Here is a 16,675-nt window from a genome sequence, read left to right on the forward strand (position 1 = left end):
AGCCCCCTCGAAAAAGTGCGCCACTTTACCATACCGGTTGCTGATAAAGACCCGTCGCTCCGACGACCGTGATCGTGGTCAACGTTTAGCGGGGCTCAGGCGCATCACGCCAGAACCGCCGCTGTTGACGCATCGTCAGCGGCGGTTTGAATGTGCCCAGTTGCAGATGAATGGCGCCGTGCTCCGCGCTGTCGTAAATACGCAGCCCCTGTTTGCGATAACGCGCAATGACCGTCGGATGCGGATGGCCGAACGAGTTGCCCTGCCCCCGGGAAATCAGCACCGCTTCGGGCTTCAGGGCCTTGAGCAACGCCATCGAAGATGAGCTGCGGCTGCCGTGGTGCGGGGCTTGCAGCCACTGCGTCGGGGTCGCCAGTGCACTGTCGAGCAAGACGCGCTCGGCGGCCGTGTCGATATCTCCGGTCAGCAGGAAGCGCTCGCCATTGGCCTCGATCTGCAACACGCAGGAGCGTTGGTTGCTGTCATGGGCGTCGGCCCATTGCCACAGCTGGAAATGGACGCCATCCCACTGCCATTGCCGATCACTTTCACAGATTTCGGCGTTCAGCTCTGCTGGCAGCCCCGGTGGGTCGCCGCTGATCACTCGGGTCACCGGCAAACCTCGTGTGACTGCCAAAGCGCCACCGGCATGGTCGGCGTCGGCATGACTGAGCAGCATCAAGTCCAACCGCTCGACGCCCAGTTTATGCAGGGCTGGGAGCACCACTCGCTCGCCTAGATCGAACTCGCCGAAACGTGGCCCGGCGTCGTAAAGCAGCGTGTGATTGCGGGTGCGGATCAGAATCGCCAGGCCTTGGCCGACATCGAGTTGCCAGATATCCGCCAGCCCCTCGGCCAAGCGTTCACGAGGCGGCACAACCAGAACCAACAACAATGGCCAGCCAAGCGGCCGCATTGGCACGCCTCGCGGAAGCAGCAATAACACCGCCCCGAGGCCTCCCAACAGCAATCCCCACCACGGGACCGAAGGCGCGATCCAGGCTGGCCAGTGTCCGGCAATCACCGCCAAACCTTGAAATAACCAGTCGATCAAACCACCCGCCAGCCACAACAAACCTTCGCCGACATAAGGCACCGGCATCAACAAAGTCCCAAGCAACGCCGGCGGCAGTACCACAAGGCTGACCCACGGCACCGCGAACAAATTCGCCAGCGGCCCTGTGACGCTGATCGGCAGGTTCAACGCCAGCAACACCGGGCAAAGACCAATCGCAATCAACCACTGTGCCCGCGTCCAGGTCTGCCACCAGCGCCACGCCCCCAGTCGTCCGCCGAAGGTGAAAATCAGCACCGCCACCGCCGCAAAAGACAACCACAAACCCGGACGCAGGCTGGCCAACGGCTCCAGTAACAGCACCGCGTTGAACGCCAGCAACAGCGGCCACCACGCACCCAGATGCCGAAAGCGCAGACGCCACAGCAGCACCAGCCCGACCATCACGCAAGCCCGCTGCACCGGCACATCAAACCCGGCAAGCAGCCCGTAACCCAGCGCCGCCATAAACGCTAATCCACAAGCCCATGGCAGCCACGGCAAACGCAGTGGCCACAACCCATAACGCGCCAGCCCGGCGACCAGCAGATACATGACCGCTGCCAACAAGCCGATGTGCTGGCCGGAAATCACCAGCAGATGCACGGTGCCGGTGTCCTGCAACACCTGCCAGTCCTCGCGACTGAGCCCCGACCCATCGCCCAGCACCAACGCCGCCAGAGCGGGCGCGCGACCTTGCGCGTCCACCGCGAGCAGGCGCTGGCGAATGCCGTCACGCCACGCTCCGCGAGCTTCCGACAGCCGTTGGCCATCCTTGATCGTGCCGGTGGCGCCGATGCCCTGCGCCAGCAACCACGCCTGATAGTCGAACGCGTCAGGATTGAGCAGCCCCGCAGGACGCTTCAACTTCACCGCCAGCCGCCAGCGCTCGCCACTTTTGACCGGTGGCCCGGCGTACCACGCCAGACGCATCAGCGACGGCAGTTTTTCGTGACGCGAACGGGCGTTGGCCAATTCGAAGCGCACCACGCCATCAGCGTTCTGCGGCAAACCGACCACCCGTCCCTCGACCCAACGGGTTTCACCGTCCAGCGCTTGCACCAGACGATCATTGAGCGCCCACTGCGCATTGATACAGGCCCAACTGAAACCGAACAGCAAAAGCGCCAGTGGATAGCTGCGAAACGGCAGCAACATCAAACCCACCACTGGCAACACCATCAGCAACCCGACCGGCGGCAAGGCCGGCAAAAACATCGGGGCCAGCAAACCGACTGCCAGCGCCATCATCCCTGTGCGCATAAGCCCGTCCTTGAGACTCCAGTCACTAGGCATAGCTGGCGCGGAGCAGGTGCGTAGTCAACAATTGTCACAAAGTCTGAATGGGCCGTTCGTAGAATCCAGACATACTTGCCGCCTTAACCGACCGAGAAGCCTTATGCCCCGGCGCTTATTCAAACGTTACATGCCCGACCCGACGAGCATCAGGGAACACAAATCCTTACGCTTTCTCGGCAAGTTGCTGCATGACCCGAACCTCTGGCACCTCAATCGCCACTCGGTTGCCCGGGCAATGGCCGTCGGTATGTTCGCCGCATTCCTGCCGATTCCGGCGCAAATGCTGGTAGCCGCCGCGCTGGCCATCACCGTGCGCGGCAATATGCCAATCGCCGTCAGCCTGGTATGGCTGACCAATCCGATCACCATGCCGGCAGTGTTCTTTTGCACTTATCAGGCTGGCGCCTGGCTGATGGACGTTCCCGCCCGCACTCTGCCTGACTCGCTGACCTGGGAATGGATCAGCGGCGAACTCTCGACCTTGTGGCAGCCGTTTTTACTGGGCTCGGTTGTCTGCGGACTGGTGCTGGGCGCCCTCTCCTACTGTCTGGTGATGTTGTATTGGCGCTGGTGGGTGGCGCGGCAATGGACGCGGCGCAAGAAAAATCGAAAGTCCTGAAATGCAAAACGGCCTCCGCAGTGGAGGCCGTTTTTTTGTGGTGTCTGGACTGACGCTATCGCTAGCAGGCTAGCTGCTCCCACACAGGATCTTTGCTCTCTGATGATCCCTGTGGGAGCTAGCCTGCTAGCGATGGCAGCGACGCGGTCTCGCGTCAGGTACGCATCCCGCGCCCGCTCACCAGCAACCGCGTGCAACCGACATACAGCACCACGGTGGCTACCAGCATAAAGGTGATCGCCACGCCGATACGGATATCCGACACACCCAGAATGCCATAGCGGAAGGCGTTGACCATGTGCAGCACCGGGTTGGCCAACGACACGGTCTGCCAGAACGGCGGCAGCAAGGTAATCGAGTAGAACACCCCGCCGAGGTAAGTCAGCGGTGTCAGCACAAACGTCGGGATGATCGAAATATCATCGAAGTTGCGCGCGAACACGGCGTTGATGAAGCCCAGCAGCGAGAAGATCGTCGCCGTCAGCACCACCACCAGAATGGTCACACCGAGGTGATGGACCTGCAGATCGGTGAAGAACAGCGACAGAATCGTCACGATCACCCCGACCATCAAACCGCGCAGCACACCGCCGAGGGTGTAGCCGATCAGAATCGTGTGCGGCGAGACCGGCGAGACCATCAGTTCTTCGATGGAGCGCTGGAACTTGCTGCCGAAGAAACTCGACACCACGTTGCCGTAGGAGTTGGTGATCACCGACATCATGATCAGCCCCGGCACGATGTACTCCATGTAGGTGAACCCACCCATGGCGCCGATCTGCCGGCCGATCAGGTTACCGAAGATCACAAAGTACAGAACCATGGTGATCGCCGGCGGCAGCAGAGTCTGCGGCCAGATCCGGGTGAAACGTTTGACCTCGCGGTAAACGATGGTGTTGAGAGCAACGAGGTTGGGCCGGAACTCGGAACTCATACCGCCACCTTCGACAGATTTTTCTCCACCAGGGACACGAACAGCTCCTCGAGGCGATTGGTTTTGTTACGCAGGCTCAGCACTTCGATGTTCTGTTGCGCCAACTGAGTGAACAGCGCGGTGATGCCCATCGACTTGTCGACCTGCACTTCCAGCGTATGGCTGTCGATCAACCGGGAGGGATAGCCAAGCAATTGCGGCGCGACCTGCAAATCATTTTTCAGATCCAGCAGGAAGGTCTCGACATGCAGCTGACCCAGCAGCTGTTTCATGCTGGTATTTTCGACAATGGTGCCGTGGTCGATGATCCCGATGTTGCGGCACAACTGCTCAGCCTCCTCCAGATAATGCGTGGTGAGGATGATGGTGATGCCTTTCTGGTTCAGCTCGGTGAGGAACGTCCACATCGAACGGCGCAGCTCGATATCGACCCCGGCAGTTGGTTCGTCGAGGATCAGCAGGCGCGGTTCATGCACCAGAGCGCGGGCGATCATCAACCGGCGCTTCATGCCGCCGGACAGCGAGCGGGACGGCACATCGCGCTTGTCCCACAGCCCGAGCTGGGTCAGGTACTGCTCGGCGCGTTCCTTGGCGATTTTCGCCGGGATGCCGTAGTAACCAGCTTGAGTCACGACGATGTCGAAGGTCTTTTCAAACTGGTTGAAGTTGAATTCCTGGGGCACCACGCCAATCGAGCGCTTGAGCGCTGCGGGGTTCTTGTCCAGGTCATTGCCGAAGATATTCACCGTACCGCTGGTCTTGTTCACCAGGGTCGAGAGAATGCCGATGGTCGTGGATTTGCCGGCACCGTTGGGGCCAAGCAAGGCGAAAAAATCACCCTCGGCGACGTCCAGATCGATACCACTCAAGGCCTGGAACCCGTTGCCGTAGGTTTTGGTTAGCTGCCGGATGGACAGAGCGGAACTCATATCTGATTTACGCACCAAGAAGGAAGGAAAGGGATAGATGTGGGCGGACGGCGAGGGATACAACCGCAGCGCAAGGCGCAATGTTGCTTGCCGCCGCCGCACAAGTACAGTCAAGCGTGTCGATAGTTATTATCAAGTCAACGCGGTCATGACTGCTTTTTGATAAGCCGGACGCGGCTTCAGCCGGGCATACCAGGCCTCCAGATGCGGCTGCGGAGCGCGCTCGATAGGCATTTCAAACCAGGCATAAATGAAACTGCCCAGCGGAATATCGCCCATGCCGATTTCGCTTCCGGACAGGTACGGTTGAGTGCTCAGGGCCTCATCGGCCATCGCCAGCAGCGCCGTACATTCCTTGATACCTTCGTTGATCGCCGCCCAATCCTGTTTCTCGGCCGGCGTGCGCAAGACACCCCAGAACACCGTGCGGAAAGGGCCGGCAAAACTCGATGTGGTCCAGTCCATCCACTTGTCGGCCGTGGCGCGGGTGTGCAGATCCGTCGGATACCACGCGGTGTTGGCCGCATGTTTGGCCAGCAGATAACGGACGATGGCGTTGGACTCCCACAGCACAAAACCGTCGTCTTCGATCACTGGCACTCGGCCGTTCGGGTTCATCGCCCGATACTGCGGCGTGTCCACCACACCAAAAGCCCCGCCTGCATCGATCGCCTCGTAAGCCAGGCCCAGCTCTTCAGCGGCCCACAATGGCTTTCTGACATTCGACGAATTCTTGCGACCCCAGATCTTCAGCATGACCGCCTCTTTTGCAATGAAGTGGTCGAGCAGCATACGCCGGATCAGCCGCGGCTGACATCGCTCTGCATATCGCCCAGCAGCAGCGGCTGTTGTTCGCCGAACAGATGCGGATAGCACTTTTCGATGTGCTGGAAAAAGAACGTTTCCGGCACATCTGTGAACTGTCCGTGATCGATCAGATACTCCATCAACTGCGCCCCGTCGCGGTTATACGGGTGGAAAACGCTGTCGTTGATGCCGTCGAATTCCAGCGGAGCAACATTGAACAACTCACAGAGTTGCTGATTGAACGCCGGCGTCGCCTTGACCCAGCGACCGCCCAAGAACAGCTCGGTGTACCCGTGCATGGCAAACACGTCACTGCGCAGCAACTCCAGCAAACGCGGGGTCGACAGATGATTGCGCACATCCGCCAGACCGATCCGCGCGGCGATCCCGCAATGCCGCGCACAACCGGCCAGCAACGTGGCCTTGGGCACGCAATAGCTCTCACCCGTGGCCAATGCGTAACTGCCACGCAAGGTGTCCGGATCACGACTGAAGGTGTAGGGGTTGTAGCGCACCGCTTCACGCACGGCGTAATAGAGACTGATCGCCTGCGCCAGCGGATCGCGACTGGCACCACGGTGCTGTTCGGCGAACTCCACCACTGCCGGGTGGTCACTATCGATGAAGCGACCGGGACTCAGATACTCGTGCATGACGACAATCTCCTGGGTGAGTCCCGAGTCTAGCGACAGCTCAAGCACAGAGATAACGACGTTTCGGCCAAACTTGGACGCAAAGACGCGGGATTAACGAACGATTTCCTACGCGTGTTGCCCACCGAAACTACAAAAGCCGTCCAAGGTTTCCCACGATTTCAATCACCTTGCTCTGACCCCCCTGTTTTACAGATGCCGTCTAAGCTCTGTTGGGTCGCTCGTTCTGGTTCACGGAGGATTAAATATGCTGTTGTTGTGGATACTGGTTCTGATCGTCGGTGTGGCGTATCTCGCTCACCGCCGCATCTCCCCGCTGCCGGCGCTGGGCATCGTTGCCATTTACTTGCTGGCGATGGGCATCTTCAGTCGTGCGCCGGGCTGGTTGCTGGTGGTGTTCTGGGTGGTTCTGGCACTGGTGGCCGCGCCATTGTTGCTGCCTGACCTGCGCCGCAAACACTTCACGGCGCCACTGTTCAACTGGTTCCAGAAAACCCTGCCGCCGATGTCGCAGACCGAACGCGATGCAATCGATGCCGGCACCGTGTGGTGGGATGGCGAACTGTTCAGCGGGCGTCCGGACTGGGAAAAACTGCTGTCCTATCCCAAGGCGCAACTCAGCGAAGAAGAACAAGCCTTCATCGATGGCCCGACAGAAGAACTCTGCGCGATGGTCACTGACTGGCAGATCGGCCAGTCTATGGATCTGCCGGCCGAGGCTTGGACGCACATCAAGGAGCACGGCTTCTTCGCACTGATCATTCCCAAGGAGTTCGGCGGCAAGGGCTTCTCGGCCTACGCCCACTCGCAAGTGGCGATGAAACTCGCGACCCGCAGCGGCGACCTCGCCTCGACGGTGATGGTGCCTAACTCCCTCGGCCCGGCCGAACTGCTGCTGCACTACGGCACCGACGAGCAACGTAATCACTATCTGCCACGTCTGGCGCGTGGCGATGACATCCCGTGCTTCGCCCTCACCGGCCCGCTCGCCGGCTCCGACGCTGGCGCCATGCCCGACACCGGAATCATCTGCAAGGGTCAATGGGAAGGCCAGGAAGTCCTCGGCCTGCGTCTGAACTGGGAAAAGCGCTACATCACCCTCGGCCCGGTCGCGACCCTGCTCGGCCTCGCATTCAAGGCTTATGACCCGGACCACCTGCTGGGCGACAAAACCGATCTGGGCATCAGCCTTGCGCTGATTCCGACCGACACCGCGGGCGTCGAAATCGGTCGCCGTCACCTGCCACTGGGTGCAGCGTTCATGAACGGCCCGAACTCGGGCAAAGACGTATTCATCCCGCTGGACTTCCTCATCGGCGGCCAGGAAATGCTCGGCAAAGGCTGGATGATGTTGATGAACTGCCTGTCGGTCGGGCGTTCAATCTCGCTGCCGGCAGTCGGCACCGGCGCCGCCAAGTTCACCAGTCTGGTAACCGGGCAATACGCGCAGATCCGCGAACAGTTCAACGTGCCACTTTCCGCGTTCGAAGGTATTCAGGAGGCAATGGCGCGAATCGGCGGCAACGCCTGGATGATGGACGCTGCGCGGATGCTGACCGCCAACGCGGTAGATCTGGGCGAAAAACCTTCGGTGCTGTCGGCAATCCTCAAGTACCACCTCACCGAACGCGGCCGCGAATGCATCAGCCACGCCATGGATGTGCATGGCGGCAAGGCAATCATCATGGGCCCGAACAATTATCTGGGGCGCAGCTGGAACGGTGCGCCGATTTTCATCACCGTCGAAGGCGCGAACATCCTGTCACGCAACCTGATGATCTTTGGTCAGGGGGCGATCCGTTGCCATCCGTTCGTACTCAAGGAAATGGCACTCGCCGGGCGCGAGGACAAGGATCAGGCGCTGAAAGAGTTCGATGGCCTGCTGCTCAAGCACATCGGTTTCGCCGTGAGCAACGCCGCCAGTACCTTGGTGCTGAACCTCGGTTTCGGTCACTTCGAACATGCGCCGGGGAACAAGCTCAGTCAGGGTTATTTCCGTGCGCTCAACCGCCAGGCTGCGGCCTTCGCGATGCTCGCTGACCTGAGCATGATGCTGCTGGGCGGTGAACTGAAACGTCGCGAACGCCTTTCGGCGCGCCTCGGCGACGTGTTGAGCAATCTGTATCTGGCGTCCGCCGCACTCAAGCGTTATCACGACCTTGATTCCCCGGAGCATATGGAACCGCTGTTCACCTGGGCCATGGAAGAAAGTCTCGGTCAGTCGGAACGAGCGCTGGATGAACTGCTGACCAACTTCCCGAACCGGGTATTCGGCTGCCTGCTGCGCGTGATCGTGTTCCCGTTCGGTCGACGTCACAAAGGCCCGTCGGACAAACTCGGTGCCGAAGTCGCAGCGGTTCTTGGTCGCGCCAAGGGTGATCCGACGCTGGAAGAATTGCTCGCGGGTTGCTATCGCCCGCAATCGCCGGATGACGCGGTCGGCGCTCTGCAACATGCCAGCGATCTGCTGAATGCCGCGCAGCCGTTGCACAAAAAGCTGCACAGCTCACTGAAAAGTGGTCAGGTCAAACCAGTGGCCGGCGAACACGCCATCGATGCGGCGCTGGAAGCTGGCGTCCTGCAAGCGGTCGAGGCCCAGACACTGCGCGACGCCGAAGCCGCTCGACGCAAAGTGATCGATGTCGATGATTTCTCCAAGGAGGAGTTGGCGCAGGCCGAAGGGAAAGTCCGCTGATCCCTTTCGGCTGCAACTGTCAGTGAAAAACCGGCGCAGGAGCTTTATACTCCCGCGCCCGTTTTGCTCTTGAGGACTTATCTCGTGTCCAACGTCGTTGCCGATCATCTTGTATTACTCGACCACCTGCGCAGCATTCTGGTCGCCGTAGGTGAGGCCGAACAGGTTCCCGAAGAAAGCCATGCCCTGTTCCTGGAGCGCTTTGACGAACTGCTCGCGTCGCTGCCGATCGATCCGATCGAAAGCCAGTATCTGGGTCAGGACATTCTGTGCCAGGTCATCACCCGTTATCCGCAGATCGCCCATCTGATTCCGCGGGATCTGCTGTGGTACTTCGCTGGCGACTGCCTGCATTACCTGGCCGATGAAGAAATCGACCTGTATCAGGCGCTGGAAGAACGTCGTTACGAAGCCGAACAGAACGACGAACCGTTCGACTGGAATCAGGAAAAGCAGCTGATGGCGATGGCCGCTCAGGACAGCAAGCACTGAGTTACATCAGTTGAAGATCAAAAGATCGCAGCCTGCGGCAGCTCCTACATAAAGCTGCCGCAGGCTGCGATCTTTTGCGTTAAAGCAGCCCTTCACTTTCCGGTAGCTCATACGCCATCGCCAGATTGTTCGGACTCCCCGATTTTCCCGGCTTGCTCAAGGTCGGCTCCCTTTCCAGGCACTCCACCAGAAAGTCGATAAACACCCGCAGCTTCGGCGGCAGATAACGCGTTGGCGAATGCAGCAACCACAGCCCTCCGTGGTATGAAGCCAGGAACGTCCAGTCGGGCAGCACCTGCACAATCAACTTCTGCTCCAGCGCATAGCGCGCGGTGAAATACGGCAAGCTGCCAATCCCGATGTGCTGCAACACCGCACCCAGCCGCACGCCGGTATGGTTGGCGGCATATCGACCGCGCACGCCGACCGTCACCGCTTTGCTGCCTTTCTTGAATTTCCAGCGCGCATCACTCGGGGTTTCACCCAGGTAAATACAGCTGTGCTCAAGCAAATCATGGGGGTGCGTCGGGGTGCCATGTTCGGCCAGATACTGCGGCGTGGCGCAGAGCAAATGGTCGATGGTCAGCAACTGCCTTCCGACCAACCCGGCCGGGGGGCGATCGGTGATACGAATCGCCAGATCGACATGATCGTCGATCAGATCAACCTGCCGATCCTCCAGCAACAACTCGACATCGACCTTGGGATAGCGGCGCAGAAACTCGGGCATGTGCGGGTGAATCACGAACCGTCCGACCGCTTTCGGCACACTGACCCGCACCAGACCTTCAGCCTCATGGGTGAACTGGCCGCTGATTTCCATCACTGACTTGGCAGCGCTGACCATCTCCTGACAGCGCTTGAATACCTCTTCCCCGCCATCGCTCAAACGAAGTTTGCGCGTGGTGCGTTGCAGCAGACGGGTGGCCAGGGCCTTTTCCAGACGCGAGATGCTGCGACTGACCGCCGACGGTGACGAACCCAACTGACGGGCCGCTTCGGAAAAACTGCCGGTTTCGACAACCTTGACGAAGATCGCCATTTCACCGAGCAGCGGCAGCGGTAGATTTATGCTCACAGCGCAACAGTCCTTTGATGTTTGAACGGATTATCACGTTATTGCACGATTCATATAATAAAAAGTAGAAATTTTAATTAGGGCATGGAATATGACGCTTCGCCTCTTTTTCCATATTGATGACCTCAAGGCCAATGTGGAAGTCCTCGACTGCACGCCCCACGAGAACGAATTCGCTGTAGTGCTGCGCGCAACATTGTTTCACCCGCAGGGTGGCGGTCAGCCCTGCGATACCGGCTGGATCGGCGAAAGTCAGGTGCTGCGCGTGGTGCAGGAGCCGGAGCGGATCGTGCATTTCGTCGACCGTCCGGTGCCGCTCGGCATGACCCAGATTCGTGTTGACGAAGAACGCCGCTGCTTCAATACCCGCATGCATTCGGCCGGTCATCTGATCGGGCATTTCGTTCAGGCCATGGGCTGGACGCCGATCAAGGCGCACCACTGGCCGGACGAGGGCCGAGTGCAGTTCAAACCGAGCGATGTTGCTCAGGAAGTCGATGCGCAAACCGTGCAATACGGCGTTGGCCAGTGGATCGAACACGATCTGCCACGCCTGACTTCGCTGCGCGAAGGTTCGCGCGAAATCGGTTTCGGCGAGCTGCCAGCCTATGGCTGCGGTGGCACCCATGTACGTAGCCTGAAGGATTTGGGCACAGTCACGATCGCATCCCTTTCGCAGAAGAAAGGTACGTTATCCGTCCACTACAGCGTGGATTAAGCATTTCGGACGTTGCCCCGCGCAGCGTCCGACGCCGGGGGAGCCGCACTCGCTGGCTCCGTTGACTATTCGATAGATGGACCTGAATAACATGATGCTTGACGTCGAGCGTCTCGATGAGACGTGCATAAAAAAACTGGCCAACGAAGAAGTCCTCGCCATCCGCGTCAAAGGCTTTTTGCCTCAGCCGCTGGCCGTCCAGATTGGCGACAAGATTCTCGCCCCTGGCTTCGAAGGCTATATCAATGCGCCGAGCATCGGCCGCATCGGTATGGCGTTTTACGAAGCGGAAAACCAGCCGTTGCTGATCGAAGATTACTTCGAGCGTGCCACCAGCAACATCGCCGAACTGCGTAGTCGCTGCGCGCCCTACCCCTCGCCTGTCGATACGCTGCGCTGCATGCTCGACGAGTCATGGCCGGCCGGCGCCCATCTGGAAAACCTCTACGGACGCAAAATGTATGTCGGCCTGTCGCGGGTAGTCAAACCGGGGGTTTGCTTCCTCGCCCACCACGACATTTTCGCCAAGGACGCTCCGGAAAGTTTTCAGGCGCGCAGCCTGGAAGCGCAATTCGCCTGCAACGTGTACCTGAACATGCCGACCGAGGGCGGCGCGTTGCAGATGTGGGACGACGATATTTCCCCGGACCAGTTCGACGAAATGCGTGGCGACAGCTACGGCATCGATCCGGCGTTGCTCGGCCCACCATCTCTGGAAGTACGGCCAGAGCCGGGGGATTTCATCATGTTCAATTCGCGCTGCATGCACTCGGTCACCCCGGGCGTGGCCGACCCGCGCTTGAGCCTTTCTTTCTTTGTCGGCTATCGCGGCAATGCTTCACCCCTGACTTTCTGGAGCTGAAATGTTATCGAATTACCTTGGCGAGTTTCTGGCACTGGCCACCATTCACTTTCTGGCCGTGGTCGCTCCCGGGCCGGATTTCGCCGTGACCATTCGCCAAAGCGTGCGCTTCGGCCGACTGGTGGGCATTTGCACGGCGCTGGGCATCGGCGCGGGAATATCCGTGCATGTGCTGTATACCCTGCTCGGTGTCGGCGCATTGATGCACACCACGCCGTGGCTGCTGACCGTGGCCAAGGTTGTGGGCGGCGCGTACATTTTTTACCTCGGCATCAGCCTGATCCGCAGCAAACCCAAGACTTCGCTTGAGGGTGAAAAGGTTGCGGACGAACCGCTGGTCGAGCAATCGCTGTTCAAGGCATTCAGCACCGGTTTTCTGACCAACGCCACTAACCCCAAAGCCACGCTGTTTTTCCTGGCGATCTTCACCACGATCATCAGCGCCAGCACTCCGTTGGAGATCCAGGCCCTGTACGGATTGTGGATGTGCGGCGTGAATGCGCTGTGGTTTGTGATCGTCGCGCTGTTCTTCTCCAGCAGCAAAGTGCGGACCCTGTTTATGCGTATGGGCCATTGGTTCGAACGCAGCATGGGGGTGATCCTGATTCTGTTCGCCGGGCGTCTGGTGCTGTCGATGTAAACAACCCTTGCCCCTGAAAGGCCCGACTCAGACAGGTCGGGCCTTTTTCATTTGTGCGCCGCTTTTGCATTTATGTGCGACGCATCCCACTTCAAGGACTCCCTTTCAACACCCGCATGGTGTTAGTTTGGAAAAGTCTTGTTTCAACTTTTAAACACTTCTTATCAACTCCCTGCAAAGGAATGCCCATCCCGATGGATTTTTCTCTCAAGCGTCTGGCCGCCGCCAGTCTGATTCTGGCCGGTCTTTCGTCGTACACCCTGCCCGCTTCTGCCAACATCACCCCGCAGCAAAGTGCTGCCATCCTCAAGTCGTTCAGCGATACGACAACCAGCGATTTCCGCCAATTCCTCGGCGGCGTGGCCAAGAGCGACCTGGGCAAAGCCGATAATCTCGAATCGACAATCAACGCCTTTCTCGACAATAAAACCCTGAGCGCCGAGCAGCAGAACGAGATCAACCGCCTGCTCGGCCTCTACACCCGCGCGAAGTACGGCAAAGCCGCGCTGGAAACCTTGCGCGAACTGGTGGAGATCCCGACCTATCAGAAAGAAGGCGTAGCCCAGCACGACAATCCTGAATTCATCAAGATTGCCGCGAAGATCCAGAGCCTCGCGGAATCCTTCAACCTGAAATTCCGTAACGTCGACAATCGCGTCTACGAAATCTCCCTCGAAGGCAGCGGTGATGAAGTCGTCGGCATTCATGCCCACGCCGACGTGGTGCCGGTCACACCGGAAAACTGGGTGTTGAAGGACGGTACCAAACTTGATCCGTTCAAGGTCACCCTGATCGGCGATCGCATGTATGGCCGCGGCACCGAAGATGACAAGAACGGCATCGTCGTCGCGATGTATGCGATGAAAGTGATCAAGGAAGAAAAGCTGCCGCTGGCGCGCAACTTCAAGCTGCTGGTGGACACCACCGAAGAAACCACCGGCGACGCGATCCCTTATTACTTCGAACACAACCCGACGCCGAACTACAACATGGCGCTGGACGGTGGTTACCCGGTGGTGATCGCCGAGAAAGGCTATGGCACGGTCATGGCCAATTTCCCATCGCGCAAGGCTGAAGGCAAAGGTGCGGAAATCACCTCGATGACCGGTGGCCTAGCGACCAACCAGATCCCATCGGTTTCGGTCGTGACCCTGGTGACAGACAAACCGGCAGAACTGGCCGCCAGCCTGCAAAAGGCCGGCAGCGAATACGCCAAGCGCAACGGCGGTGATTTCGAAGTGGCTGCCAAGGTTGATGGCAAGGACGTCAAACTGAGCGTTACCGGGGTTTCCGCCCACTCTTCCGAACCTGAGTCCGGCGTCAACCCGGTCGCACGGATGCTCGACTTCCTCAACAGCCTCGACGGCAAAGTCGCGCTGAAGCACAACCAGTTCACCGACGCAGCGCGTTATGCATCGAACAACTGGGGCCTGGATTATTTGGGCAAGAAGCTCGGCGTTGGTTTCTCCGACGCCTTCATGGGCCCGCTGACCACCTCGCTGACCTACGTTGGCGTGGACGACAAAGCCTTCAAACTGGCGGTCAACCTGCGCGTGCCGAAGGGCAAATCGCCTGAAGTGCTGAAGAAGGAAATCGCCGACAAACTGGCCGCCTGGAGCAAGAAGACCCACGTCGCAGTGAACTTCACTTACTCGATCGCCGAACCGATGTACCGCAATCCGGAAGGTGAATGGGTCAAGGCACTGCTGGCCGTTGCCAGCGAGAACCTGGGCATGAAACACGAATTCGGCACATCTGCTGGCGCGACCTCGGTGCATGAACTGCCGAATGGCGTGCAATTCGGCCTGGCCCGACCTGAAGTCAAATACACCGGCCACACCGACGGCGAGTTCAAGACTGTTGACCAGTTCTTGCTGGACCTGCAAATCGTGACCGAAATGATGGGCCGCATCGGGCAATTGCCGAAGCTTTGATGCACTGACCGGACCCACCGTTTAAGCGGGTCCGGCATTTCTGTTCAAGAAAACAAAAAAGGACCCTTGGGTCCTTTTTTGTCGCGCGACAAATTCTGCACAAACAAAAACGCCGCTCATTGCTGAGCGGCGTTTTTGTGAATTTGGAGCGGGAAACGAGACTCGAACTCGCGACCCCGACCTTGGCAAGGTCGTGCTCTACCAACTGAGCTATTCCCGCAATGGCGTCCCCTAGGGGACTCGAACCCCTGTTACCGCCGTGAAAGGGCGGTGTCCTAGGCCACTAGACGAAGGGGACACGCTACAACTTCACTCCCTGCTGGCGTTTCGCTGTGTGCTTTACGCTGCAAGTGGCGCGCATTCTAGGGATGGTTTGAGAAGTCGTCAACCCCTTGATATAAATTTATTTAAATCAATGACTTCGACCTGCTTTGCGGGCTCCGGCAGGCTTTTCCGTCGTCCAACGTTTGACGCCTATATTCCGCCACCCGCCAAGACGTTATAGTCCACCGCACAGTGATGGCAATCTGCATACCTTGCGCCAGCATTCATATAAGCAGCGCGCGGCCGATACAGATTGAACCAGCCGATCCAACTCGTCGAGCAGACCTAGGCGCCCAAATGCCAAGCCACTACACTCGACTGCGAACCCTATAAAGAGGTCTTACCGGTGACACCACTCATGATCACCCTGCTAGTTGTAGCCGGGATCGCCATTCTGATCGCCATCGGCTACATGAACCATGTAGTGGAAAACAACAAACTGGAAAAGGCCCGCACCAAGGTCGAACTCAACGACCGCCTGCGCCGCTGCGGCGAACTCACCGAGACCTTTCCCGGCCAGTTCATGACCCCGGCCCTCAAACTGCTGATGACTCGCCTTGAGCTGAACGTCTGCCAGCGCCTGCTGAACCTGGAAAAAACCAGCGCCACGACCAAAGCACGCATCACCGAACTGAGCGCACTGGTGGCACAAGGCGAATCGATTCCGGTCAACAATCCGCCGGCGCCGATTCATACCGAAGCCAAAGCCAAAGACGTCCGCTTCCTGCTCGAAGCCCTGCACGGCCAAATCACCCGCGCCGCCCACGACGGCTTCCTGCCAGCGAACGAAGCCAAGCACTGGATTCGCGAGATTCGCCACATCCTGGTGCTGTTGCACATCGAGTTCTTCAACAACCTCGGCCAGCAGTCCTTGCAACAAAACCAACCGGGCCAGGCCCGCCTCGCCTTCGAACGCGGCGTGCAATACCTGCGCAAACAGCCAGACCCGCAGGTATACGCCGAACAACTGCAATACCTGGAAAAACTCCTCGCCCGCGCCAACGCCCAGGTCATGGACAAAATTGCCCCGGTGGACGGCGAAGTGAATCAGTTGACCGAAGGGCTAAAAGACGTCGAAGCCGATGCGGACTGGAAAAAGAAAGTCATCTACGACTGATAGTGGAAGTAGAAAGAGAAGCCACCGAGAGGTGGCTTTTTTGTTGGCTGATTGGTTAGGGTTTGACAGTTATAGATGGGGTGACCTTGATGACGTCATCGCGAGCAGGCTCGCTCCCACAGGGGATGGGTACATCTGGCAGGGTTTGGTTGGATGGCAGGCCGCCATCGCTGGCAGGCCTGCTCCCACAAAGATTGGGTATATCAGGCAGAGTTTGGTCGGCTGTCAGGCCGCCATCGCTGGCAAGCCAGCTCCCACAGGGATTGATTTACATCTGACAGAAAATGGTCGGCTGGCAGGCCGCCATCGCGAGCAGGCTCACTCCTACAGAAAAGCAAAAGCAAAGCTGCCCCGCGCCGCTTTTAACCACTCACAGAATGAGCGTTAGCTCGACTGTGCTCTTGACCTTGATCCACATGGCCCCGTCACGCCCTGAGCCTCTCAGTCAACTCGTGGCTACCGCCACTGGTGCTTCTGTCAATGTTGATCCGCGTTGCAATAAGGACTGCAAGTAAACTTT

The 16,675-nt window shown here is 58.9% G+C and carries 14 protein-coding genes and 2 tRNA genes; 8 read left to right on the plus strand and 8 right to left on the minus strand.

Going from position 1 to position 16,675, the window contains the following annotated elements:
- Positions 1-85: 85 nt before the first annotated feature.
- Entirely contained in the window at positions 86-2,317 is a 2,232-nt protein-coding gene (locus tag ACIOZM_RS26835) for a DNA internalization-related competence protein ComEC/Rec2 (protein ID WP_401219468.1), read from the minus strand.
- A gap of 136 nt (positions 2,318-2,453) precedes the next feature.
- Between ACIOZM_RS26835 and ACIOZM_RS26840 the strand changes: the two genes are divergently transcribed.
- A complete protein-coding gene (locus ACIOZM_RS26840) occupies positions 2,454-2,972 on the plus strand; it encodes a DUF2062 domain-containing protein (RefSeq protein ID WP_401219471.1) in 519 nt (172 codons plus the stop codon).
- A gap of 154 nt (positions 2,973-3,126) precedes the next feature.
- On the opposite strand, the gene ACIOZM_RS26845 is transcribed toward ACIOZM_RS26840, so the two are convergent.
- From ACIOZM_RS26845 to ACIOZM_RS26860, 4 genes are all read right to left on the minus strand, one after another.
- Complete coding sequence (locus tag ACIOZM_RS26845) at positions 3,127-3,906, minus strand: ABC transporter permease (protein WP_401219474.1); 780 nt, start codon at positions 3,904-3,906, stop codon at positions 3,127-3,129.
- Entirely contained in the window at positions 3,903-4,835 is a 933-nt protein-coding gene (locus ACIOZM_RS26850) for an ABC transporter ATP-binding protein (RefSeq protein WP_401219477.1), read from the minus strand. The genes ACIOZM_RS26845 and ACIOZM_RS26850 overlap by 4 nt, the downstream gene beginning before the upstream one ends.
- Before the next feature lie 132 nt (positions 4,836-4,967).
- Positions 4,968-5,591 carry a glutathione S-transferase family protein gene (locus ACIOZM_RS26855; RefSeq protein WP_401219480.1) on the minus strand — a complete coding sequence of 208 codons (624 nt, stop codon included), beginning with the start codon at positions 5,589-5,591 and terminating at the stop codon, positions 4,968-4,970.
- Positions 5,592-5,635: 44 nt separating this feature from the next.
- A complete protein-coding gene (locus ACIOZM_RS26860; protein WP_401219482.1) occupies positions 5,636-6,295 on the minus strand; it encodes a transglutaminase family protein in 660 nt (219 codons plus the stop codon).
- 247 nt (positions 6,296-6,542) lie between these two features.
- Between ACIOZM_RS26860 and ACIOZM_RS26865 the strand changes: the two genes are divergently transcribed.
- The gene (locus tag ACIOZM_RS26865; protein WP_401219485.1) at positions 6,543-8,990 is read left to right on the plus strand and encodes an acyl-CoA dehydrogenase; all 2,448 of its coding nucleotides are present in this window, start codon (positions 6,543-6,545) and stop codon (positions 8,988-8,990) included.
- An 84-nt stretch (positions 8,991-9,074) separates the two neighbouring features.
- The gene (locus tag ACIOZM_RS26870; protein ID WP_401219488.1) at positions 9,075-9,482 is read left to right on the plus strand and encodes a PA2817 family protein; all 408 of its coding nucleotides are present in this window, start codon (positions 9,075-9,077) and stop codon (positions 9,480-9,482) included.
- 79 nt (positions 9,483-9,561) lie between these two features.
- On the opposite strand, the gene ACIOZM_RS26875 is transcribed toward ACIOZM_RS26870, so the two are convergent.
- Entirely contained in the window at positions 9,562-10,560 is a 999-nt protein-coding gene (locus ACIOZM_RS26875; RefSeq protein ID WP_401219490.1) for a LysR substrate-binding domain-containing protein, read from the minus strand.
- Positions 10,561-10,651: 91 nt separating this feature from the next.
- Between ACIOZM_RS26875 and ACIOZM_RS26880 the strand changes: the two genes are divergently transcribed.
- From ACIOZM_RS26880 to ACIOZM_RS26895, 4 genes are all read left to right on the plus strand, one after another.
- Complete coding sequence (locus tag ACIOZM_RS26880; RefSeq protein WP_401219492.1) at positions 10,652-11,278, plus strand: alanyl-tRNA editing protein; 627 nt, start codon at positions 10,652-10,654, stop codon at positions 11,276-11,278.
- A gap of 91 nt (positions 11,279-11,369) precedes the next feature.
- The gene (locus tag ACIOZM_RS26885) at positions 11,370-12,140 is read left to right on the plus strand and encodes a 2OG-Fe(II) oxygenase (protein WP_401219495.1); all 771 of its coding nucleotides are present in this window, start codon (positions 11,370-11,372) and stop codon (positions 12,138-12,140) included.
- Position 12,141: 1 nt separating this feature from the next.
- On the plus strand, positions 12,142-12,780 hold the full coding sequence (locus ACIOZM_RS26890; protein ID WP_401219497.1) for a LysE family translocator: 639 nt from the start codon (positions 12,142-12,144) through the stop codon (positions 12,778-12,780).
- Positions 12,781-12,974: 194 nt separating this feature from the next.
- A complete protein-coding gene (locus ACIOZM_RS26895; RefSeq protein ID WP_401219500.1) occupies positions 12,975-14,714 on the plus strand; it encodes a dipeptidase in 1,740 nt (579 codons plus the stop codon).
- A gap of 144 nt (positions 14,715-14,858) precedes the next feature.
- Here the strand turns inward: ACIOZM_RS26895 and ACIOZM_RS26900 are convergent.
- Positions 14,859-14,934, minus strand: a tRNA-Gly gene (locus tag ACIOZM_RS26900).
- Positions 14,935-14,936: 2 nt separating this feature from the next.
- Positions 14,937-15,012, minus strand: a tRNA-Glu gene (locus ACIOZM_RS26905).
- Between the two features lie 384 nt (positions 15,013-15,396).
- Between ACIOZM_RS26905 and ACIOZM_RS26910 the strand changes: the two genes are divergently transcribed.
- Complete coding sequence (locus tag ACIOZM_RS26910; RefSeq protein WP_401219503.1) at positions 15,397-16,155, plus strand: hypothetical protein; 759 nt, start codon at positions 15,397-15,399, stop codon at positions 16,153-16,155.
- The last annotated feature ends 520 nt before the right edge of the window (positions 16,156-16,675 follow it).

It is taken from the genome of Pseudomonas sp. NPDC087346 (assembly GCF_044744235.1).
Taxonomy (GTDB): domain Bacteria; phylum Pseudomonadota; class Gammaproteobacteria; order Pseudomonadales; family Pseudomonadaceae; genus Aquipseudomonas.